A 23389-nucleotide genomic window follows, 5' to 3' on the forward strand; every position below is an offset into this window, starting at 1 on the left:
AATCACTCTATTTTACCGAAATAAGCACCATGGCAAGCGTTAGCGAGATTTGAGCTCGGAGCCTACAGGGCACATTCATGTTTAACCTTCATCGTACTCCCCATGTCGATTGATCGGATTATAAACTCCACATCAATAGAAGCCGCAAGGCTTCTTTTTTTACCCCTTCATTAGGTTGATAAACCATCATATTACCACAAATAGTAATTGCTCTCGCCTACTCAGCCCACCCGTTCCAAATTTACAATGTTATCACAAGTGGACGAATACAGGGGAAGGGGGCAAGCGGATGCAATTGAATATCGGGCCCGGGCCCGAATCGGCCAGGAAGATCAAGCCCAAACGCGGCTATTGGAGCCGGCTGGGGCACGACATTTGGAAGGAATGGGATCTCTATTTGCTGCTCGTGCCGGGGATATTGTTTGTTTTGCTGTTCAAGTATACGCCGATGTACGGAATAAGTATTGCCTTCAAGGATTTCAACATTTTCAGCGGGTTTGCGGACAGCCCTTGGGTCGGCTGGAAGCATTTCGAGAAGCTGTTTACGTCGCCGGACTTTGCCCAAGTGTTCAAAAATACGGTGATTATCAGTTTTCTTAAAATTGTAATTCTGTTTCCTTTACCCATCGTCATTGCTCTCATGTTAAATGAGATGCGAAACATGATCTTTAAGCGGACGGTGCAAACGGTAATTTATCTCCCGCATTTCCTGTCCTGGGTCATCGTTGGCGGATTATTTATGGATCTGTTGTCGACGAACGGTGGGATGATCAATAAGGCACTGGCCTCGATGGGGATGGAGCCGATTGCTTTCTTTCTCGATAATAGCGTATTTCGAAGCGTGCTGATCACTTCGGCGGGTTGGAAGGAGACCGGCTGGAGCACCATTGTCTACCTGGCTGCGTTCACCACGATTGATCCGATGCTCTATGAAGCGGCGAAAATGGATGGAGCCGGCCGATGGAAGCAGCTCTGGCATATTACTTTGCCGGGGATCGCGCCGATTATCGTCCTGATGTTTATTTTGCGGCTCGGCAGCGTACTGGAAGCCGGAACCGAACAAATTCTGGTAATGTACAATCCTGTGGTCTATCAGGTTTCCGATGTCATCGGCACGTATGTGTACCGCAGAGGGCTTGGCAGTCAGGATTACAGTTTCTCAACGGCGGTAGGGCTCTTTGAGGCGGTCATCTCCTTTACGCTGGTGATTGCCGGGAACGCAGCCAGCCGCAAATATTTGCAGCGCGGGATTTGGTAAGGAAGGGGGAAGGAAGGCATGGAACCGAAACAGGCTTTGGAAGGATTACCAGCGCCAAGGGGGACGATGAAAACCTCGTTTTCCGAGAAATGCTTTACGGTTCTCAATTACATCTTCTTTATCTTGTTGGGGCTGACGACGCTGCTGCCTTTCGTTAATTTGCTCGCCAAGTCCTTAAGCAGCGAGAGCGCCGTGATCTCAGGAAGGGTGGGGTTGCTTCCGGTTGGCCTTCAACTCGAGACTTATCAATATGTGCTCCAAGACTCCATGTTCCTGAATTCGCTCAAAGTCTCCATCGCCCTCACCGTGATTGGGACAGTTTGCAGTCTGTTCTTGACGACGCTGACGGCTTATCCGTTGTCGAAGGTTCGGCTGCGCGGCAGGAAGGGGCTCTTGTTGATCTTCGTATTTACCATGTTGTTCAGCGGCGGGTTGATTCCCACGTACTTGCTGATGCAGAACCTGAATCTGGTCAATTCCTTTCCGGTCCTATTCCTCCCTGCAATGGTGAACGTGTACAACATGCTGATTATCAAAAATTACTTCGAAGGCCTTCCGGAGGAGTTGGAGGAGTCGGCCAAACTGGACGGTGCGGGGAATATCCGGATCCTGGCGTCGGTGATGCTCCCTTTATCGTTGCCGGTCCTTGCCACCATTGGATTATTTTTTGCCGTGGCGTTCTGGAACGATTATTTCTCCGCCATGATCTACATCAGCGACCCGGCCATCAAGCCGATGCAGCTTTACTTGAAGGAGCTTCTCGTGTCCTCCAGCGGCGATTTCCTCAAGGATAACGTCGATGCCGCGATTAACACAACACCTCAGTCGATTCAAGCCTCCTCGATTCTTCTAGCAACTATTCCGATCCTGCTCGTGTATCCTTTCCTGCAAAAATACTTCGTCAAAGGCGTGCTGGTCGGTTCGATTAAAGGTTGAGTCGGTCGGCTCAGGTCGGCTCTATGAGAACAGCTCCTGAAGGAGGTGATGCGCTCGACTTGCAGTGCTACCCCCATAAAAAAAGCTTATTAAGGAGGTTATTCATGATTTTCAAGATGAAAACATCGGCGGTACTCACCGCCATTCTAAGCTTCGCGTTGGTGTTATCCGGATGCGGCGGAGGAGGCGGAACGTCGGAACCTAATGCGGTTGAGCCTTCGGGCAATACAACCAATGCAACCTCGGAAGGAACAAATGGCGGGGACAATTCGGGTAAACCGGACCTGCGGATGATCATGCAATACGGGCTGTTTGATCCGAAAACCGAATATGTGGCGAAATACATTGAGGAAAGAACCGGATTCCATGTGGATTATGAATTGCTTCCTGCGGAGAATGCGGATGAGAAACTGAACTTAATGGTGTCCAGTAAAGAGAATTATGATATCGCCAAGCTGAATGCGGCCCAGTTCTATAATCTGGCTTCGGCGGGAGCGCTCGAACCGATGGATGAGCTACTGGAGGCCCATGGCAACTATATCAAACAGTCGATCAAGCCGGAGTCTTTCGCCAGCGCAACGATCGACGGGAAGATCTACGGCATTCCCGAGACCGGGGCAGGCGTGAGCATCGGCGAGGAGCTTGTGGTCCGGCAGGATTGGCTAGATGAGTTAGGGCTGTCCATCCCAACGAATCGAGACGAGTTGTACACCGTGCTGAAAACGATCAAAGAGAAGAAAAATGTCATCCCGCTGACGATGAGCAAGGATTCCATCTACGGGGACATCGCTACGACCTTTGGCGTGTACACGGATTGGAAGGAAGTGGACGGCAAGCTGGTGCATCGGGCGGAGCAGCCGGAGATGAAAGAGTACATTGCCTACATGAGCAAATTGTATAAGGAAGGTCTGCTGGATACCGAAACCCCGCTGAACACCGCCCAGGAATCGATCGAGAAGTTCTCCGGCGGCAATGCGGCCATGTATAAGCTGGCCTGGTGGAACGCGGGATCAACGATCGCTGCGCTCCAGAAAAACTTCCCCGAAGCCAAAACGTCCATTATCCCTTATCTGAAGGGACCGGATGGGAAAGCGGTTGTTGGCGCAAAGGCGAACACGACCTGGTATATCGGCATTCTGAAATCCTCCAAGAATAAAGAAGCGGCGATGGATTTTCTGAACGCAAAGCTGGAGCCGGAGACCTTCAAAGGCATCGCCCTCGGCCAGGAAGGCGTTCATTATGAAGTGAAGGACGACAAATATTATCCGATTCTCCCGATCTTTAACGATCAGTTAAACAATGCCAGTAGCTTCATGACCGGCGTTGACGAAGAGAAGTACCCGATCTACTGGCAGGCACGCGTACGGAAGGATCCGGTGCTACAAGCTCATTTCGAAGCATTCCAGAAAAACGCGGAAGGCTTGATCGTCGTGGATCCGATGTCGACGGCACCGCCAATCGAAGCCGTATCCAAAAATCTCCTCAAGCTGACGACGTTGCTGGATGATAACGTGCTGCAATTCATTTCGGGGGCGAAGCCAATCGAGCAATACGATCAATTCCTGGCGCAATGGAGAGCGGAAGGCGGAGCCGACATGGTTGCTGCGGCGAACGAGTGGTTCCAGTCAACTAAGTGAAGACACTCTTTGAATGGAAAGGGGGAAGCGGATGAAGCGTACGCTGCAGAAACGGATGGCCGGGCTCATGTGTCTCTCTTTGATCGCGGCGTTGTTCTGGCCCGGCGCGCCGATGATCTCCTCGGCCGCCGGGGTGGAGGACCCATCGAGCGTTAAAGAGGTTGAAAGGGAACCGGTGCAGTTTGTCACCGAGGACGGTAGTACCTCACTTGAATTCACGGATATGAATGTGACGGAAGCTTCGCTCGAGGAAAAGGTCGATTATCTCGCCTTATACACAAGCGGAGCCACTGTAACCGACGCTGCGTATACCACCCTGGAAGTTCGAGTTCCAGAACGGCATGTTGCGGTCGCTGTGGATGCAGCGGGTCTTGTGCAGGAGGTCGTTGGCCCACTAGACGATCCCCCGACAACCTGGGATGAGGAGCAGATGCTCCTGATTCCGGATGGAGGGTATATCGTACTGGCTGGAGGGAGCATCACTTGGGAGGAGTCGAGTTATCGGCAGACGCTTTTCGGGCGATATCATACCGGGGATCGCGTGAAGCTGATGCGAGCGGGAGTGGAAGTGACGACGGCGGATTTTCTTCCTCCATCGCCAGATCCGGAAACGGAACCCACGCCTGAGCCTCCACCTGTCCCCGAACCCGTACCTGATCCTGACCCGGAGCCACAGCTTCCAGAGCTCATGATGATTACGGAGGACCAGACCATCGTGGACATCCCTGTCATCGAAGTGGCTGGATTTGTGGCGAATTATGACGAGAAGCTGGATCTTGCCGTTACGGTGAACGGGGACACGGCCGAGCTATCGGCGGAAGGCGTTTTTCGCGAGAATGTGTACTTAAGTTCTGGAGCAAACGTGATTACGATCAGGCTGCTCCAGACTGGGGAGGAGATCGCAACGAGCACGCTGACGATTACGTATGAACCTTTGGAGAATCAGGACTATATCGAAGTCGAAGCCGCACCGAAGGACATCTCGATTGACATCGATGGACCGCGAATCAAGATCGACGATGTCGATAAAGACGTCACGGGCGTGCCGAATATCGTAGCTTTATTTACGAGAGATTACGGTGCCTCCCTCGTGATTCCCCAGACGAATGTCGCGGTGCAGGTTGATGCCAACAATCGGGTCTTGCAGGTGGTCAATCCTTCCATCAATGGCCAGCCTCCGGTATGGTCCGGGCCCACAGCTCTTGACATCCCAGAGGAAGGTTACGTATTGATGGCGCAGGACAACAGTTATGCCGGCAATTACATCAAGCGTTTCCTGGCGGAAAATTTCAAGGTTGGAGATGTCATCAAGCTTCGCAAGAATGGGGAAGTCGTATCCGTTCGGGATCTGATGGGCGGAAACGGTCTGATCCCTCGGCTTCAACTGAACAATCAGCGGATGTACACGGTGACGGAGAACAGCACGGTCATCTTGGGGACGATCGAGAACATCGACGATCCTGCGGCGATCCAACTGCTGGTAAATGAGAGTGCTATCCCTTTGGATCCGGGTGGTGCGTTCAGTTATACCTACGCTTTAGCCAAAGGCACCAACTATATCGAAATCAAAGTGCTGAAGAACGGAATCGAGCAGGATCGACGAGACCTTGCGGTGTTTGCCCGGGACAATTTATCCGAGGAGAAACAAGTCATTCTTTGGGTAGATCAGGCCTCGAATGCGAAAAAGTTCCAAACCAGCGAGCAGGTGCGCGCTTTTCTTCAAAAGGCCAAGGACAGTGGGGTTACTTCTATCGCTTTTGATGTGAAAGGCGTTGAAGGGTATGTCTCGTACAAGAAGAACGACTTGACCGGCAGACCTTACGTCAGCGAGATCCAAGCTCCCGAGAAGGCGGGAGCCAGCCCCAACCTAGATTTGCTGCAGGAGTTCATCGATCATGGCCACGCTTTGGGGCTGGAGATTCATGCGGCCATCAACGTGTTTGCCGAAGGATCGATTGCCTATAACGAGTTCGCCGTGCTGAATGATCACCTGGATTGGGAGGAGCGCGTGCACTACGCGGAGAACAACGGCGAGATCAAACGGCTGCGGGAAAGCGCGAAGCAGGGGTTGGTGGCTTTCGTCAATCCAGCGAACGATGAGGTGCGCGAGTACCAGCTCAAGACGTTTGAGGAGATCATCAAAAATTATGACGTAGACGGCGTGGTTCACGACCGCGGGCGGTATGACAACGAAGGCGCGGATTTCAGCGAGGAGACCAGGGTCAAGTTCGAGCAGTTTTTGCTCCAGCGCGGCAAGCAGTTGAACCATTGGCCGAATGATATTTTCTATTACGAAAATAACGCCAGAGTGGATGGCCCGCTCATTCAGGACTGGTGGGAGTTCCGTTCGGGCATCATCCAGAGCTTCTTCGGCGAAGTCAAATCGCTAGTGGATTCCTACGAAGCTCAAACGGGAAGAACCATCCAGGTATCTTCCTATGTGGGTTCTTGGTATGAGACGTATTATCTCAACGGAGTGAACTGGGGAAGCAAGAATTTCCGCGTCCACCCTTCTCTGGGCTTTCCGATGGAGTCCGTCTATACACCGGAGTATTACGATACCGGATATATCGAATACTTGGATTTTCTGATGATCGGCGCTTATCAGACGACCAGTCAGGAGATCCAGAAGTATATTACGCTCGGGAACATCGTCACGAATGGAGAAATTCCGCTGTATGCGGGAATTGCGTTAAATAATGTGCAGCTCCCTGCCGTTCAGCGGGAGGTGTTCCAGGCCGGCTTGAAAACGACCAACGGGCTGATGTTGTTTGATGCTTCCCAGATCAACTGGGCGATCGCCAAGGCGGCACTCCAGGACCTCGAATGGGTGAAGGATTATCAGCTTGGCATGAGCTTGCCAGACAGTGCCGACACGTTCCTGGAAGGTCATTACTACAATGTGAACCGAGTAGAGGGCAACATTAACGTGATGACGGATGCCTACGGAACGACGACCGGCACGAATCATTTCGGCGTAGAGGTGGTCGTGGACCATACGGGAATCGTCACTCGTGTCGCAAACCGGAAACAGGCGATCAATTGGAGCTGGGGGGCGCCGGAAGAGAACAATAGCGTCATTCCGTCCGGCGGCTTCGTCATCTCGACCATCGATCCTTCGGGAACGAGAACGAACCGCCAGCTCGTAGCGAATGCTTACGAGGTGGGCGATGAGGTTCGAGCGGCCGTATTAAGCGGTCTGATGGACGACGAGCTGCGGGAAACAAGGGACAGCCGATATCTGCTGGAAGGAACCATCGAAGTGCTTGGACCTGGGACGCCTTCCGTCAAGGTGAACGGAGAGGCGGCTTCCATATCACAGACTGGTACTTTTACCGTAAGCGTACCTTTAACGACGGGAATCAATTTCGTACAAGTGGAGGTGTATGTGGATGATCTGAAGACCAATAGCGATTCAGTGCAAATCATTCGTACCTCCACCGGAGACGGCGGCTCGAATCCCGGCCAACCCGGTTCATCCGGCGGCAGCAGCAGCGGTTCGCCGTCCATGTCCACCAGGCCCGCGAAGCCGGAACGGTTGAGCATCCAGAAGAAAACAACGGAGAACGGGCAACACCTCGTTGACGTCAAAGCGGATCTGACGCGGATGCTCGAAGAGGTGAAGAGCCTTCGCGAGAAGCCGATCCCATCGCAGCAGTTGCAATACAGCTTCGATGAAACCGCAGATGTCATCGCCTTGCACCTGCCCATTGACGGAGTGGAGACGGTGGTGAAGGAGTTACCGGAAGGCGTCATCCTTCTGGAGTCTTCGTTAGGAAGGCTGGAATTGCCTGTTAAGGCGTTAAGCGATTCCTTGAACTTACGAGGGACGGCGGATCGCTTGCTCATTCGCATGGGGATTCCCGAGAAAGAGCAAGAGACTCGGCTAAACGGTTTGTTGCCGCAGCAGGCTAGCCTGCTCGGGCCTAAGCTGGAGGTCGCCTTCTTCTGGGGGCAGGGGAACGCTTTGACTTCCTTGCCGGTCTTTAAGGGAACGGATGCCAAGCTGACGACAACATCGCTGGTAGGAACCGTTGATGCCGATACAACGACCGTTCTGCTTCTGGAACCTTCATTGAACCGTTATGCGTTCGTACCTGCAGTCTTCAATGAAGAGGGTGGTAAGTCCCGGATCACCTTCCGGTTGAAGGAAAGCGGCACGTATGCGGCGATCTCGCACCGGAAGACCTTTACGGACATGAACGCGCACTGGGCAGCGGACGAGGTTGCGATGTTAGCTTCCAAAACGGTCATCCAGGGCACCTCTAACACCGATTTCAGTCCAAATGATCCCATCACGAGAGCTCAATTTACCGCCATGCTCGTCCGTGCCCTCGGATTAACGGGGCAGGGACAGGGTCCGCGATCAGACTTTACGGATGTGAACTCCAGTGCGTGGTATGCAGATGCCGTGTCGGCGGCGGTGGAACACGGGTTGATTGAGGGCTTTACAGGTGGGGAGTTCCGTCCGAATGTGCAAATTACCCGGGAACAGATGAGCGTGCTGCTGGTTCGAGCCTTGAAGCTGGCGGGTGCAGAGGTTACTCCTGGAAATCCGAATTCCATGCTGTCCGGTTTCGAGGATCGCAGCCAAATTGGAGCGTGGGCCGAAGAAGCCGTTGCAACCGCGGTGGGTTCGGGCTTGATGAAGGGGCGCAAGAACGGCGTATTTGCTCCCGAAGCCTCCTCAACCCGTGCGGAGGCGGCGACGGTTCTCGCCCGAATGCTGCGGATGGCGGGGCTAATCAATCCGTAAACGAGCTAGAAAGTAAAATGCCAGCCTGTGGATGAAGTCATCCGCAGGCTGGCATGATCTTTTTTCGGATTAGACCGGACGCAGCTTTGGCCACTGCAATTCAACCCCTTGATCGAGGAGGCGCTGCTGAAAATCGGATAAAGTCTCTTCATGATTGCGAACATCTGTAGGAAAGAGGTTGCGGTCCAAACAGAAGCCGGCGCAAGTTCCTGCCGCTTCGCCGATGTTCCATTCTACGGGATGAAGCCGATAGCAGCCGTTCGTGATATGGGTGACTCCGATATTTTTGCCTGCCGCCAGCACGTTTTTGACCCGTTTGGGGATCAAGCTACCCAGCGGGATTTGAAAGGGCAGGGAGGAAATGTCGATATACGGCTGGTTGCCTGTACTCGGATGCAAATCGATGCGGTAACAGCCGACTCCGACGGTATCCGGGAACACTTCGGCTACACCGTCCGGACGGGAAGCTGTAGCAACATGCTGTTCCAGCACCGTAAACTCCGCTTGAATTCGTCTCGACTCGCGGATATAGGGAGCCATGGCGAGTCCGTCCTCCGTTCCGACGACGTCGCGGCGCAGGCGTAAACCAGGGTAACCTTGCCCGCCGTCCGGCCGGGGAGCTTCGGTCTGCAGCCAATACAATAGCGACAGGCTCAACTGTTTGGCCTGGTGCAAATGGCGCGCGGCTTCCTCTTCCGGGACGTCGATGATGGAGCCCAGCCAATAGTCATTCTGCGGCCAGTTGACCAGAGAAAGCGGACGAAAACCGAAGCGGTTGTCAAAATGAGTGGGCTCAAGGATTTGCCGGTATTGAAACAGCGGAAATTTGCCTCCGTGACCCGGGAAAATTTCATACTCGACCGGCTTGTTCGTGGAGGGCCTCACGCCGGTTAAGCTTAACAGTTGATCCGGCCAGAAATCCGCTCGATATTGCCGCCAGAAATCGTACATCTTGGGCTTGTCGATGAGATGTTCTTCTCCCTCCGCGTAATCCACAGCGAAGCAATAAGTAAAGCCCTGAATGTTCTGTGGCTCCGGTTCGCCGTCGACGGCATGAGGTTCCCCGGTCTGCGCTTTGGATTCCGCGCCGGTCACGTATTCGATGCCAGCCAGCGGTAGCAAATCGCCAAGCTCGGTGGCATCGATAAAAAACGGAGCCTGAAGCACGAGCTCATCCCGGGTGCCGAGATGACGTACCGTAACGCTGTTCACCACGTCCCCGGTGGTCTCGGCATGTCGTACTCGGTAATTGTGCAGTAGGGTTAACCTTCCGCTATGAATGTACGGAGCTAGCATTTGCTGCAGCACGGCTAAGCCGACACGCGGATCGTGACTGATCCGGCTGACGATGCCGCCGCCAGGATTGAGCTCGGGCAGGTTCCTTGCCGCCGACGTCATCGGAAAATGCTCCCGATAATAGTGGCGGACGCCTTCGCGGAAGTTCCGGTACGTTCTCGTACAACCAAAATACTCGATCCACGGGTGCTCGTCGGGCGGAACGGCTTGGCTGGTCAACTGTCCGCCGATCCAGAGCGTCTCTTCCGTCATGATGACGGTTTTGCCCGAAGCCGCGGCAGCCAGGGCCGCCGCAGTTCCACCGGTCCCGCCGCCTAGAATCACGATATCGGCCTGCATTTCGCGTTTCATCGCATGTATTCTCCTTTGGCTTGGTTTTAAGAGCTAGGCGTCAGAATGTCCATGATTGCATTCATTGTAGATGGATCAGCACGAGAACGGTACGGGAGGCGGGTGACCTTTTATGGTAATCTGATGTGCATTCGCTCTCGACCTCATCTCAATTCGCGATGGATCTGGTATGCTAGGAATCATCATAGACTTTCTTGAAGCGACTATTTCACGTTGTAGGAGGTAAGCCGATGAACCAAGTAACCATTGCCGTGATTGGCTGCGGCACGATTGCGAACCACGCCCATATCCCGTCCTACTTAGCTCACAAGCAGGTGAAAATCAAGTATTTTTGCGACATTCTGATGGATCGGGCGGAAGCCGCTGTTACCAAATACGAATGCGGCGAAGCCATCACGGATTACCGGCAGATCGTAGAAGATCCGGAGGTCGATGCGGTATCCATCTGTACGCCGAATGCTTCACACGCTTCCATCGCCATTGAATGCCTGCGGGCAGGCAAGCATGTCCTGTGCGAAAAACCGGCAGCCCGCACTTACGCAGAAGCCCTGGAGATGCAGCAGGTTCAGCATGAGACGGGCAAAATTCTGAATATCGGGGTAGTCAACCGGTATAACGAAAGCGTGAACCGCATCAAAAAAATGATTCAAAACGGCGAGCTCGGCGAGTTGTATCATGTCTATGCCAGCTTCCGTTCACACCGATCGATTCCAGGCTTGGGCGGCGCTTTTACCACAAAGGCCATTGCTGGCGGCGGCGCGTTGATCGATTGGGGCGTTCATTTCCTCGACATCGTCATGTATTGCGCGGGCGATCCGAAACCTCAAACCGTCACCGGGCAGGCTTACTCCAAGCTGGGGAAAGAGATGGCGAACTATACTTATCTCAAAATGTGGGCAGGACCGCCGGATTATAACGGGACCTATGATGTCGACGACTTCGTGACCGCTCTGATCCGCACCGAAGGCCCCACGATCTCCTTAAACGGAGCTTGGGCCCAGAACATCGGGGTCGAGGAGATGTTTATCGACTTTTTGGGCGATAAGGGCGGCATTCGACTGAACTACGGAGGGGATTTTACCTTCTACACGGCAACAGACGGCGCTTTGACCGAAACGACGCCGAAATTCACCTCGGGCAATATGTATCAGCAGGAAATCGATAGCTTTCTGGAATGTATCCAAACGGGGGAGAAGCAGCCCTCGCATATTGATACCGTTATTCTGTCTTCCCGGATTATCCAGGCTATCTATGATTCATCCGACAAAGGGGAGGAAATCGCCATCCCATGAAAAAAATCGGATTTATCGACCTTCACCTCGACCAGTTCCACGCCAACAAATATCCCGGGTGGATCGAGCAGGCTACAGATGGCGCTATGAAGGTGACGTATGCGTATGGGAAAAGAGACAAGGAGAACGGACGCACGAACGAAGCCTGGTGTAAGGAGAACGGGATCGAATTGCTGACGACCATCCAAGACGTCGTCGAGCGAAGCGATTACTTGATCGTGTTGTCTCCCGATAACCCGGAATTTCATGAAGAACTGTCCCAGCTGCCGCTCCAGTCAGGCAAGCCGACTTACATCGACAAGACGTTTGCTCCGGATCGGGAGACAGCGGTTCGCTTATTCGAGCTCGCCGCACATCACGATACACCGATGTATTCAACGTCTGCGCTCCGCTTTGCCAGCGAATATGCGGAGATCGACCCGGCCGGAATCCAAACGATCAGCAGCTGGGGGCCGGGCGCATTTGACAACTATTCGATCCATCAAATTGAGCCCATCATTCGGCTGATGGGAGCCGATCCGCAGCGGGTCATGTATACTGGAACGGCAGATTCTCCCGCGCTTCTCATCGATTTCGGGGAAGGTCGCCGTGCCACGATCCACCATTTAGGGGACAATTGCCCATTTACGCTGGGTATCAAATACGGCAACGGAACCTTTACGCAAGCCTCCGCGATCTCAAATTTCTTCGAGCCGTTCATCAGGAATATGGTGACGTTCTTCGAAACCGGCCAGCCTATGGTCGACCCTGCCGAAACCGTCGCCGTGATCGCCGTGATCGAGTATGGGATGAAAGCGGCGGAAACGTCCGGGGTTTGGGTGGAGTTGCCGTCTTACTAATCATCTTGTTTTAACTCGACCCACCTTCGCAGGAAGGTGGGTCGAGTGTTAACGGAACTGAGGGACGCTATTTGGCTGCAAACACGAGACTGTGAACTCTAACGGAACGTGAAGACTTTATTGGGTCGAAATAGACCCCGTCAGCTCCATTTTTAGCCGAATAGCGGCTTATGGTTCCGTTAGCATGGGAAATAACCTGGAAATGTTCGAATAGCGGCCCTACGTTCCGTTATAATGAAGCAAGAGATCATTTTCTGGAGGATCTATGAAAAAGCTAACTATTCTTGCATTGATTTTAGGTACTGTGGGGTTCGGCTATATCTACGTCAGTAACCATTTTTTTTCGTCTACTCCGATTGAGGCGGTCGAAAAGGTTAGGTATGAGATGAAGGGACATCTCTTATACGAGGCCGAGACGGATCGAGGCAAAATTCTGTTCATTCTTCGTGATCTCCAAAACGGGCAAACGATCAATGCAGAATACGTCCGAAAAACGCCGTTACTTGGGTGGAAATGGGGATATGGTGGGGGTCACACTTTGCCTTCAATCCATGACAAAGATCCCGACAGTTACTGGACGGTTCAATATTTTCCATCTCCGTTTCTATTTGGTGTGATCCTAAACTCGCAAATCGATTCGATCCAGGTTTATAGCTATGCGACAAAGGAGAGCTTTACTGCGTCTATTAAGGCAACGGGGGATCGGAATGTCCGGTTCTGGTATCAACTTCTTCCTGAAGAGCAGGGAACAAAGTTTAAGTTGACAGCAGAAGCGGATCATCAGACTATCAGTACCAAGATATCGGAATAAATGATAGATGCACAACGAAAAAGGCGGTGGAACTATGATTATTCGAGAGACGGAGCGGGAATTTGTGATGATCACCCAGCATGACCATGCGCGCTTGGCGGGTGAAATCGCCAGCCATTTGGAGAAGGAGTTATTTCTGAATGACGAGTTTCTATCAAGTGCTTTGCTAGCCATAGATCAGCATGACCGAGGCTGGATCGCGCTTGATGCCTCGCCAATTTGGAATACGGAGAGCCGGGCGCCGTATTCCTTCATGGACTATCCGCTAACCCCGAAAATTGATAAATATCAGCGAGGCATCGACGAAGTGGAGAACATGAATGAATATGCGGCTTTGTTGTGCAGTCTCCACTATGCTTCTTTTATGCATATCAGGGATTCGCTAGACGAGGCGTGCGCTCGATTCTACCAACATGAGCTAGAAAGGCAGCGTCGGATCACCGACAAACTAAGCGTTCCTCAAGAGGTCATCCAACGGCATTTCATGCTGTTGCAACTATGTGACGACATCTCGCTTTACGTTTGCCTGAATGAACCCGGCGTTTCCAAAGAAGAGGAACATCCTTGGTTTAGGGAAGGCTTTGAAGCTACGTTACTAGGGGAGCGATGTGAAGCCAGGTGGATCAATGCTAGAGAAATCCGGTTAACCCCGTCTCTTTTGGCCAAGGAACTAATGACAACCCTGGAACAGAGATATATCTTGAAGCAAAAGATCGAAACCCTAGGATTCAGCGAAGCGTATAAAGCCAGCGTCAGGGTAAAGCAAGATATTCACTTCTCTAAGGCAACGATATAATATCGAGTTCCAAATTAAGAATGACGACTAACGAATAGAGAGAGGTTACCCATGAAAAACAAAATCACTACGAAACGCATGACGCTCCAAATGATCGATGATACCTATGCGGATCAGGTCTTAGCGTTTGCCGTTCGGAATAAAACCTATCTTGAGGAGTGGGAACCGCTAAGAACGGAGGACTTCTACACTTCCTCGGTTCAACAGGAATTGCTGCGGGACGAGGCGGCTAAGAACCAAGAAGGATCGCTCTGTAAATTTTGGTTATTCCTTGATGGTAGAATCATTGGGGCGGTAGCTATGAGCAATATCGTTAGAGGCGTGTTCCAATCCTGCCATCTGGGCTATAAGATCGATGAGCAGGAACAAGGAAAAGGATTGATGACCGAAGCCGTCGAAGCGGTGGTAAACCATGCGTTTCACGAAATGCGCTTGCATCGGATTGAAGCGAACATCATGCCGAGAAATCAGGCCTCGCTTCGCGTGGTCCAGAAGCTGGGCTTTCAGAATGAGGGGACATCCAGAAAGTATTTGAAGATCAACGGGCAGTGGGAAGATCATATCCATATGGTTCTATTGAATGAGGAGATGGAGTAAACCAACCCCTATGCCCACGCGAAAAAAGTCCTGCCCCGAGCGATTCATCGCCTGGACAAGACTTTTACGTAAGCAGCCTCTTCATTTATCGTGCATATTGCGTTTGCAGGTAATCCAGTGCTCGCGCCATTTTGTCCAGATAAGCCGGGTTTTCGTCCGAGCATCTGAACTCGATATGTCCCGTATACCCCTGAGTGGAGAGGGTCGAACCGCCGATCAGAGAGCACAACCGCTCTACCGTGCCGTGACTGCCGTCAATCAGCTCGATATGAGGCGGCAAAATTTGCTGCAGAATCGTCTTGTAATAAGGAAAATGCGTGCAGCCGAGTACGATGGTGCTGTATTGCCCAAGATCAATGCCGGACAGCTTGCGGCTGAAATAACGCTCGATCTCTTCCCGATCGAACTGCAGCTGTTCGCAATATTGCACCAACTCCGGCAGAGGCATGGAATCCACCACCTTGTGGTCGTCCACCCGAGCTACCAGGTCGGTATATTTAGATAGGCTTAACGTCAAAGAGGTCGCAAACACCAGCACTCGTTTGCCGGCAGCTTGACTTCGCTTGACGGCCGGTTTGACGGCCGGCTCCATTCCAATGATCGGAATAGGGTACATGCGCCGAAGTTCTTCAATGGCGGCACTGGTTGCTGTATTGCAGGCTACGACCAAAGCCTTAATGTCATTTCGCATGATGACACTAACCGATTCCTGAACGTATCGCTTCACTTCGGGCAGCGTTTTGGTCCCGTAAGGCACGTGGAGCGTATCGGCAAAATAAAGAAAATCTTCCTTCGGCAACTTCTTCATGGCCTCCGTTAACACGGTTAAGCCGCCGATGCCTGAATCAAAAAATGCGATTCTCACTCATATCACCTGAATTTGTTGTGGTTTGTTCGTCCTGATGTTCATCGGTGGCATCCCATTCCCGGTAAAACTGCTCCAAAAAACGCAGCATATATTCATGCCGCGATTCGGCCAGCTTTTGGGCATGCCGGGTATTCATCAAATCTTTCAGTTTGAGCAGCTTTTCGTAGAAATGATAGATCGTCGTTTTTCCGCGGCTGCGATAGTCATGATCCGAGAAATCTTGGCCTGGTTCATGCATGGATCTGCCTCTGGATCCGCCAAAAGCAAACGTTCGGGCTATCCCGATCGCCCCGATGGCGTCAAGCCGATCCGCATCCTGAACGATTTGTCCGGCGAGCGTAGACATCGGAGGATTTTTGCCGCCATTATAAGACATCGTGGAGATGATCTCCATGACTTCTTGGTTAACGGACAAATCGCTCACATGTTCATCCAGCCAGCTGCGGACACGCAGTATCCCGGCTTCCTTGGACGGATTCAGCTTCTCATCCGCCACGTCGTGCAGCAAAGCCGCAAGCTCGCAAACAAATACATCCGCCTGCTCCTTGCGAGCGATGGCAAGAGCCGTATTCCGAACGCGGTGGATATGCCACCAGTCGTGTCCGCTCCCATCACCGCTGTGCACTTCTTGCACGAATTGTTCGGCTTGTTTAATGATTTGCTGCTGCCGGTCCATCGCACCGTTCCTTTCCAATCCCTAGTTCATAGAAACATCGAATACCATCTTACCTCAAAATCGGCATACTTTAAACTTGTTTTGTTATATCCAGTCGCATTATATGAACAAAAGTTTCAGATGGAAGCGGCGCATCTTGCAAATATTTTCCTTTATCATTCGGACGGGTTCAGGGATAATAGGGTTGAAAACAGCTGGATATAAGGAGGTTCCCCTATGGCAACGGGCAAGGAGATCCCCGAGCTTTATTTTGACGGTCAAACGATCGATGTGTTGTGGGATAATCATGATCAGGTCGTGGAGTGGTTCGAGAAGTATTTCGGGTGGAAGGTGCTTCGGCAAGAAAATGGGAAGGTCGATCCCCGTTGTTCAGAGGGCAAAATGACTCAGATGGACTTTGGGACCTGGCTGGTTACTTATCTTACGGGAACCCGGCTCCCTCATCATTATGCCGAACGCGGGACCGTGGATCCCGATCTTCGATTGTGTTTTCGAACCCGGGAATTGGATCGCTTGCGGCGCGCTTTTGTGACCGATGGAGTGCGGGTATCCACCGTGTATTCGGGCCCCAAAACCAGGTATTTCGATGTCTGGGCTACCGCCGAAGGGATCCGGTTAACGCTCCAAGAGGATCGATCGCTGCCTTCCTCCGATTTGGCGCCCTCCTGGGTCAGGCTGGGGGTCAGCCGGTTAAACGAGTCGATTCAATGGTACGGGCAGCATTTGGGAATGAAGTGCGTTGAGCATCATCCAGCCGGCGGCTACGCGGTGATGGAGCTAAAGCTAAATCATTCGGAGAACAAGTCGCTTTGGGTGCTCGAACAAAAAAACAAAGAGGCTTATGTGGGGAAAGTGGACGGTCAAGTCCAGCCGGTATGTTGGATTCAAGAACGTCAGGACTTGTTCAAATATCATCATTATTTGAAACAACGCGGGATCGAAACCTCCGGCATAGGCGGGTTTCTGACTCAAGGGTTGGTCAGTTTTCATTTCTATGATCCGGACGGAAATCGTTTTAACATCAGCAGTATGTGAGGTGCAGGACCATATGGAATCCAGCGACGATGTCGATGCGATGATTCGTGAGAATCAGGAAGTCCACGTGCTGAGATGTACGATTGTGAAGGACAAATGAGGCCGATTTCAAGGGCTTAGCGAGCTCGATCCGCTCATTCTTTTCTTCTCCCGACTCCGTTTGCGGTCATTCCAATACAATTGCAAGGCGGACAAGGCGCAAATCAATGAGATAGCTAGAAATATCAACGACCAGACCAGAGGGGGAACTCCCGTAAGCTGGGCCAGATTGGTCGCGTCACCCGCTTGGCTAGGAGAAACGATGGAATTCAACAGCAGCGTGACGGGCCCCATCACCGACTCCTCCAGGCATAAGAAAGCCAGCAGCAAGTAATAGAAATTGCGTATTCGCCCCCCTAGTAGAAAGAACGCCCCATTGATCAGCACAAACAGGATCAACCACCCCCGGCCGTATCCCGATCGTACGAACAACAGCAACGATGCCAAAGCCAAGATACTGATGAGGACAAGGCCGGCGGCTTGATTTTGCCGATAATAACCGAAGAACATCGCTACCGCAAACAGCGAAGCTGAGATATAACCGGCCAAGGATACCGCCAATTGGCTCCAGCCTGAAGCCAGTACCGAATAGGTAACGCCGCTGTGATCAGGATGCAATTCGATACGGAGCACCTGTCCGGACGCAAACAATGTGACGATGGCATGGCCTAACTCATGAACCATCGTATCTAGCATGCGGAACCAATCAGAGAATGGGATCAATCGGGTCAAAACGGCCGCCCCGATCAAAAATAATAAGGCCTTCAGCCATTTATTCATCAAACTTTCGCCCTCCCTGGCAACTTGCTGTTGCTTTTCATTATAAGGGAGGGCAAAATAGTATTCAAAAGGCGAACAAATTTTCGGTTCGATGATAGACTGGTCGTGACGGAGGTTTTGGAACGATGAAGGATGGAACGGACGAAAAACACGGCTTTTTCGGCCTACATGTACATAGAGATCGAGAGCGGCGGTCAGGAACGGAACCTCGATTGACGTTCGCCGAATTGGATGTGGATGACGCCACGAAGCAGGCGAACGGCAAGGCGGAGCCCGTGAGCCGAGTTGTAGCGCCGGATCTTTGGGAGCGCGATATGGATTGGCGCCAGGATTTTCGTTATGTTTCGCGGGAGCAGCTGTTCGTCCAGAAAGCGAAGGAACTGGAGACGGCTGTAGCGGAAACGGCGGAGTTTGTCCCTTTTCAGACGTATTGGCCGACTTATGAAGAAATGCAGCCAAGGCAGCTGAAATGGTATTTGTACTGGCGGAATGAAGTTCGCTCCGGACGTTATCCGGACACCGACCTATCGTACCTATTCATCTACCTGTACGAGCTGATCCATGGGGTCGGCTGGTCGGAACCCGCCGAGGGATACACGTTAATGGAACGGGTCTGGCAAGGGTATCGACAGCGTTATCCCAAGCTGGATCTTTATGTTCGGGAATGGTTGTATGATCTGGCTTTGGTGTTCGATTTAGAGATGCCGCCTGCGGAGCCGATGGCCAAGCTCCCGCGCAATTTGTCGATGGAGCTGAAGGAGCTGGAATGGCGCAGAAGGTTCACCGCGGATCCGCTGGATGTGAGCTGGGAGCTGCTCCTCACGTTGATTGATTATGACGTGGAGAAGAGCCGCTTTTATTTGGAGCAGGGACGTAAGGAACTGCGAAACTATGTGCCGAAGGTGGTTTCATTGGTGGACGGCTATCTCTTAAAGAGCAAGGGAAGCCGTATTCTGGAGCTGCATAAGCCGATGGAACAGAAAGTATCCCGTTTCCTGTTCCGCAGCGCCGTGTACGACCATGATCTATACGGTCGAACCAAGCCGGTCTCCATTCTGCCTTACAGCGGGCATCCGCCGCTGCGCGCATTCTTGACCCAACTCGTTCGTCTGACGGAGAACAAGCTGCGAGAGCAGTTGGGTTATAAGGGGAAGCTTCGAGGAATCGACGTGGGGCCAGAGATTGAACAGTTGGTCGACCGATTCCTGAGCAAGGAGTTCGATCGTCGCAAGGCGGAAGAAGCGAAGGCCCGGATCCCTAAGGTGAAAATCAACGCGACCAAATTGCGCAAGCTTCAGCAGGAATCCGACGAAGTGAGGGACATGCTGCTGAGCGAAGAGCAGACGCTGGCGTTTGCGCCGGAAGCACCGGGTCTGCCGCCAGAGAAGGTCGCAAGTTCTCCGAAGATATCAGTCGCCGAACCGCTGCAGCCGACCTTTGATTTTGAGCGGGGGTATGAGCAGGTGCCGGAAGAGGTACTTCTGCCGCCGATCGAGGAACGGCGCGAGACCCTAGAGACCAAAGGAGAGGCGTCTGTAACCCTGTCGGAGGAATGGCAGGAGCTGTTCGCGAGTCTCACCGCGCCTCAGGCGCAAATGCTGGCCGCTTTGTTCCAGGGGCAGAGCGCTGCGGAACGCCAAATGATCGCCGAGCAAATCGGTTCTATGCCTGAGCTGCTGGTCGATGAAATCAACGAACTCGCGATGGAGCGGATCGGGGATCTCTTGGTCGATGGGGACGAAATCTTGGAGGATTACCGTGTGGAGCTTGGCAAGTGGCTGATAACAGGGCGTTAATCCAGCGCTGATCACATAGAGGATAAGTTTTGAACGATGAGGTGATGGTGGATGAAACAGATGCAAATTCCGAAGCGGTTGACCACGGCGCTCGTCAATTCCTTGACGGCCGGGGTCGTGCCGCGGGTGGGACTGGAGCATATTGCGGTCGGGCGTAAACCGGAGGTAGCGTCGATTCTGCAGGATATGGACAATATTGCGGAGGGCGGAGCGGCTTTTCGCCTCATTTCCGGACGTTATGGGAGCGGCAAGAGCTTCCTGCTCCAGATGATTCGCAATTATGCCATGGACCGCGACTTCGTGGTGGCCGACGCCGATCTGTCTCCGGAACGCCGGCTGGTTGGAACGAAAGGGCAGGGCCTGGCGACTTACAGGGAACTGATGATGCATTTGTCGACCCGAACGCGGCCGGACGGCGGCGCACTGGAGACGATGCTGCAGAAGTGGATCGCCGCCCTTCAGCAGGAGCAAATGCAGGCCACCGGCCTGCGTCCCGGCGATCCGCAGTTGCATGATGCAGTAGAACTGCGGATATATGCGGTGACGAACGAGATGCAAAGTCTGGTGCATGGATTCGACTTCGCCAAAGTCCTGGCCGCCTACTGGTCGGGGTATAAGCTTGGCGATGATGATCGGAAAGCAGCCGCCCTGCGTTGGCTGCGGGGAGAGGTCCCAACCAAGACGGAGGCACGCCAAGAGTTGGGCGTCGGCGTCATCATCGATGACGACAATTGGTACGACTATATGAAATTATGGGCGGAGTTTGCGGTGCGCATCGGGTATCGCGGGCTGCTGCTCTTTATCGACGAAGGCGTGAACCTGTACAAAATCACGAACAGCGTCTCCCGTCAAAGCAATTACGAGAAGCTTCTGACGATGTTTAACGACACGATGCAAGGGAAGGCACAGTACCTGGGCATCTACTTAGGCGGGACACCGCAGTTCGTCGAGGACGAACGCCGCGGGTTGTTTAGCTACGATGCACTTCGCACGCGGCTGATGGACGGGCGTTACAGCAGCGGGACGCGCCGTTCGTATACCTCGCCCATTCTGAAGCTGGACATGCTGTCTCATGAAGAGATCCTGCTTTTGCTGCAGAAGCTGCGGGAGATTCACGCGCTGCATTTCGGTTATGAAATGCGTTTGGCCGATGAACAGTTGATCGCCTTCATGCAGGCGGCGGTGAATCGGCTTGGGGCCGAGGAGCTGCTGACGACACGCGAGGTCGTGCGCGATTTCATGGATGTGCTGCACCTGCTGCATCAGCAGCCGTCATTGTCTTTCGAGGAGCTGATGGGCGAACGGGAGCAGGAGTATGCGGCATCCGGGAACCAGGGTTCCAAGAACAAGGGCGGCACCGACGAGTTGGACGATTTCTTGGCGGAGTTTGAGCTATGAGCGGGGGGAATCCGTTTGCTAGGTTGGCTCCGTTCATCCAGGAATACATTTACCGCAAACACTGGGATTCGCTGCGCGATGCCCAAGTAGAAGCCTGCCGGGTGTTGTTCGACACGCCTAATCATCTCCTGATCGCGTCGGGGACCGCGTCGGGGAAGACGGAAGCGGCCTTTTTCCCTGCGCTTACAGAGCTCTATCATCGGCCTTCGGAATCCGTCGGCATTCTATACATCGGACCGTTGAAGGCGCTGATCAACGATCAGTTCGAGCGGATCAAGGAACTGCTGCGGGACGGGGAGGTCCCCGTCTGGCATTGGCACGGCGATGTGGCGCAAGCGGAGAAAACCAAGCTGATGCAGCGCCCGTGCGGCGTGCTGCAAATTACTCCTGAATCGCTGGAAGGGCTGCTGATGAACCGCCCGAATGCGATCCCGGCATTGTTCCATGATTTGCGGTATATCATGATCGACGAGGTGCACGCATTTATGGGAGCCGACCGGGGGATTCAGGTGATCAGCCAGTTGACCCGATTAGAGCGAATGGCTTCCTGCTCGCCAAGGCGAATCGGCTTGTCGGCTACGCTTGGGGATTACGATATCGCCGCTCGTTGGCTTGGGGCGGGTACGCCGCAGCCGGTAGAAGTCGTCTCTCCGCAGGGCGGTCGGAAGCTGAAGCTGTCGGTCGAGCACTTCTCCTTCCCGGATGCCCGGGACGAACGGGAAGCGGAGCATTTGGAGCTGGCCAAGCAGAACTATTACAACTTCATCTATGACAACACCCATCGCAAAAAAGCGCTCGTCTTTACCAATAGCCGCACTGACGCCGAGCTGACCACACTGGAGCTGCGCCGGATTGCGGCGAAGCGGGAGGAGCGCGACGTGTTTCATATCCACCACGGCAGCATCTCCGCGATGCTGCGGGAGGAGACCGAGGCCGCGCTTCGCTCCGGTCCCGGCCCGGCGGTCGCCGCAGCGACGGTGACGCTGGAACTCGGCATCGACCTCGGTGAGCTCGAGCGGGTTATCCAGCTGGGCGCGCCATATAGCTGCTCCAGCTTCGTGCAGCGGCTGGGCCGCTCCGGTCGGCGCGGAGATCAGGCGTCGGAGATGATGTTCCTCTGTGCGGAGGAAGAGGACGAGGACGCCCAATTGCCTGCCCGGATGCCATGGATGCTGCTGCGGGCCATCGCCGTCATCGAGCTTTACGTCCGTGAGCGCTGGGTAGAACCCGTAGCTCTGCGAAAGAAGCCGATAGGCGTGTTATACCATCAGACGATGAGCACGCTGAAGAGCATCGGTGAAGCGGAACCGACCGATTTGGCCCGGGCCGTGCTGACGTTGCCGGCGTTTCGCGGCGTCGAGCCAGAGGAGTACAAAGGGATGCTGCAGTATTTGCTGCAGACCGACCACATCCAGCAGACCGAAGAAGGTACGTTGATCATCGGACTTGGCGGGGAGAAGGTCGTGAACAACTTCCGCTTCTATGCCGTCTTTAAGGACGATGAGGAGCATGTCGTCTACAACGGCTCCGAGGAAATCGGCAGCATCACCACCGTGCCGCCGCCCGGCTATTGCTTCTCGCTGGCCGGGAAGATGTGGAAGGTCGAGGAAGTGGACAGCAAGCATAAAGCGGTGTACGTGAAATCCTCCCGAGGCAAGGTGGATACGCTCTGGCTCGGCGCCGGAGGAGATGTTCATAGCCGGGTCATGCAGAAAATGCGCCAGGTGTTGGAGGAGCATACGTTGTACCCGTACCTCGCTCCGGGCGCAGCTAATCGCTTGGAGCGGGCGCGGCGGTTAGCCCGGGAGAGCGGGCTTTTGAACAGCCCGGTGATTCCGGCGGGGGGCGACTCACTGTTTATTTTGCCTTGGGCGGGGAGCAAGCAATTCCGCACGCTGGAACGTCTGCTGAAGCATAATCTGACAGACCCAATGGGGCTGCGTCAGGTGGTGCCGATGGAACCCTATTATATGGTTGTGGCAGGGAGATCGGGCGCCAAGGAACTTCTGTCCGCCATTCGGGCAGAACTCGCATCCGTCGACCATCCGGAGGCGCTGCTGGCGGCATCGGAGGCTCCTTATCTAGGCAAGTACGATGAGTTTATGCCGCCTGAGCTGGTACGGCGAGCTTTTGCCGTGGACGGTCTCGATGTAAAGGGCTTGGCCGAGGCTTTGGAAGCGGCAGGGAAGCCAAGTGAATGACCTTCGGGCAGTTCAGACGAATAGAGG

Annotated in this window: 17 protein-coding genes; 13 read left to right on the forward strand and 4 right to left on the reverse strand. The window is 53.5% G+C overall.

The window, feature by feature from the left end; translation table 11 throughout:
• Positions 1-289 precede the first annotated feature (289 nt).
• The 4 genes from MKZ15_RS09255 to MKZ15_RS09270 all read left to right on the forward strand — a co-directional run bounded on the left by MKZ15_RS09255 (position 290) and on the right by MKZ15_RS09270 (position 8587).
• Positions 290-1258 carry an ABC transporter permease subunit gene (locus MKZ15_RS09255; RefSeq protein WP_339821410.1) on the forward strand — a complete coding sequence of 323 codons (969 nt, stop codon included), beginning with the start codon at positions 290-292 and terminating at the stop codon, positions 1256-1258.
• Positions 1259-1276: 18 nt separating this feature from the next.
• Entirely contained in the window at positions 1277-2194 is a 918-nt protein-coding gene (locus tag MKZ15_RS09260; protein ID WP_339821413.1) for a carbohydrate ABC transporter permease, read from the forward strand.
• A 104-nt stretch (positions 2195-2298) separates the two neighbouring features.
• Complete coding sequence (locus MKZ15_RS09265; protein WP_244868349.1) at positions 2299-3831, forward strand: extracellular solute-binding protein; 1533 nt, start codon at positions 2299-2301, stop codon at positions 3829-3831.
• Positions 3832-3862: 31 nt separating this feature from the next.
• On the forward strand, positions 3863-8587 hold the full coding sequence (locus MKZ15_RS09270) for an S-layer homology domain-containing protein (protein WP_339821418.1): 4725 nt from the start codon (positions 3863-3865) through the stop codon (positions 8585-8587).
• 69 nt (positions 8588-8656) lie between these two features.
• On the opposite strand, the gene MKZ15_RS09275 is transcribed toward MKZ15_RS09270, so the two are convergent.
• Positions 8657-10234 carry an FAD-dependent oxidoreductase gene (locus MKZ15_RS09275; protein ID WP_339821422.1) on the reverse strand — a complete coding sequence of 526 codons (1578 nt, stop codon included), beginning with the start codon at positions 10232-10234 and terminating at the stop codon, positions 8657-8659.
• 230 nt (positions 10235-10464) lie between these two features.
• Between MKZ15_RS09275 and MKZ15_RS09280 the strand changes: the two genes are divergently transcribed.
• The 5 genes from MKZ15_RS09280 to MKZ15_RS09300 all read left to right on the forward strand — a co-directional run bounded on the left by MKZ15_RS09280 (position 10465) and on the right by MKZ15_RS09300 (position 14569).
• Entirely contained in the window at positions 10465-11526 is a 1062-nt protein-coding gene (locus MKZ15_RS09280; RefSeq protein ID WP_339821424.1) for a Gfo/Idh/MocA family oxidoreductase, read from the forward strand.
• The gene (locus tag MKZ15_RS09285) at positions 11523-12365 is read left to right on the forward strand and encodes a hypothetical protein (RefSeq protein WP_339821427.1); all 843 of its coding nucleotides are present in this window, start codon (positions 11523-11525) and stop codon (positions 12363-12365) included. The genes MKZ15_RS09280 and MKZ15_RS09285 overlap by 4 nt, the downstream gene beginning before the upstream one ends.
• Before the next feature lie 265 nt (positions 12366-12630).
• Positions 12631-13176, forward strand: a complete 546-nt coding sequence (locus MKZ15_RS09290; RefSeq protein ID WP_339821431.1) for a hypothetical protein — start codon at positions 12631-12633, stop codon at positions 13174-13176.
• A 34-nt stretch (positions 13177-13210) separates the two neighbouring features.
• Positions 13211-13972: a DUF3891 family protein gene (locus tag MKZ15_RS09295; protein ID WP_339821434.1), complete on the forward strand. Its 762-nt coding sequence runs from the start codon at positions 13211-13213 to the stop codon at positions 13970-13972.
• Positions 13973-14023: 51 nt separating this feature from the next.
• Positions 14024-14569 carry a GNAT family N-acetyltransferase gene (locus MKZ15_RS09300; RefSeq protein ID WP_339821436.1) on the forward strand — a complete coding sequence of 182 codons (546 nt, stop codon included), beginning with the start codon at positions 14024-14026 and terminating at the stop codon, positions 14567-14569.
• A gap of 85 nt (positions 14570-14654) precedes the next feature.
• On the opposite strand, the gene murI is transcribed toward MKZ15_RS09300, so the two are convergent.
• Positions 14655-15434, reverse strand: a complete 780-nt coding sequence (murI, locus tag MKZ15_RS09305; RefSeq protein WP_193415110.1) for a glutamate racemase — start codon at positions 15432-15434, stop codon at positions 14655-14657.
• The gene (locus MKZ15_RS09310; protein WP_339821440.1) at positions 15415-16113 is read right to left on the reverse strand and encodes an HD domain-containing protein; all 699 of its coding nucleotides are present in this window, start codon (positions 16111-16113) and stop codon (positions 15415-15417) included. The genes murI and MKZ15_RS09310 overlap by 20 nt, the downstream gene beginning before the upstream one ends.
• Positions 16114-16329: 216 nt before the next feature.
• On the opposite strand from MKZ15_RS09310, the gene MKZ15_RS09315 reads away from it, so the two are divergent.
• On the forward strand, positions 16330-17148 hold the full coding sequence (locus tag MKZ15_RS09315; protein ID WP_339821444.1) for a VOC family protein: 819 nt from the start codon (positions 16330-16332) through the stop codon (positions 17146-17148).
• Positions 17149-17256: 108 nt separating this feature from the next.
• On the opposite strand, the gene MKZ15_RS09320 is transcribed toward MKZ15_RS09315, so the two are convergent.
• Positions 17257-17967 (reverse strand): M50 family metallopeptidase, encoded by a 711-nt coding sequence (locus MKZ15_RS09320; protein WP_339821447.1) that lies wholly within the window; start codon positions 17965-17967, stop codon positions 17257-17259.
• 125 nt (positions 17968-18092) lie between these two features.
• Here MKZ15_RS09320 and MKZ15_RS09325 point away from each other — a divergent pair, with 125 nt between their 5' ends.
• The 3 genes from MKZ15_RS09325 to MKZ15_RS09335 are packed head-to-tail and all read left to right on the forward strand — an operon-like array spanning position 18093 to position 23362.
• The gene (locus tag MKZ15_RS09325; protein WP_339821449.1) at positions 18093-19763 is read left to right on the forward strand and encodes a TerB N-terminal domain-containing protein; all 1671 of its coding nucleotides are present in this window, start codon (positions 18093-18095) and stop codon (positions 19761-19763) included.
• 51 nt (positions 19764-19814) lie between these two features.
• Positions 19815-21161 carry an ATP-binding protein gene (locus tag MKZ15_RS09330; protein ID WP_155605189.1) on the forward strand — a complete coding sequence of 449 codons (1347 nt, stop codon included), beginning with the start codon at positions 19815-19817 and terminating at the stop codon, positions 21159-21161.
• Positions 21158-23362, forward strand: a complete 2205-nt coding sequence (locus MKZ15_RS09335; protein WP_339821452.1) for a DEAD/DEAH box helicase — start codon at positions 21158-21160, stop codon at positions 23360-23362. The genes MKZ15_RS09330 and MKZ15_RS09335 overlap by 4 nt, the downstream gene beginning before the upstream one ends.
• The last annotated feature ends 27 nt before the right edge of the window (positions 23363-23389 follow it).

It is taken from the genome of Paenibacillus sp. FSL R7-0216, assembly GCF_037969915.1.
In the GTDB taxonomy this organism is placed as follows: Bacteria; Bacillota; Bacilli; order Paenibacillales; family Paenibacillaceae; genus Fontibacillus; species Fontibacillus rhizolycopersici.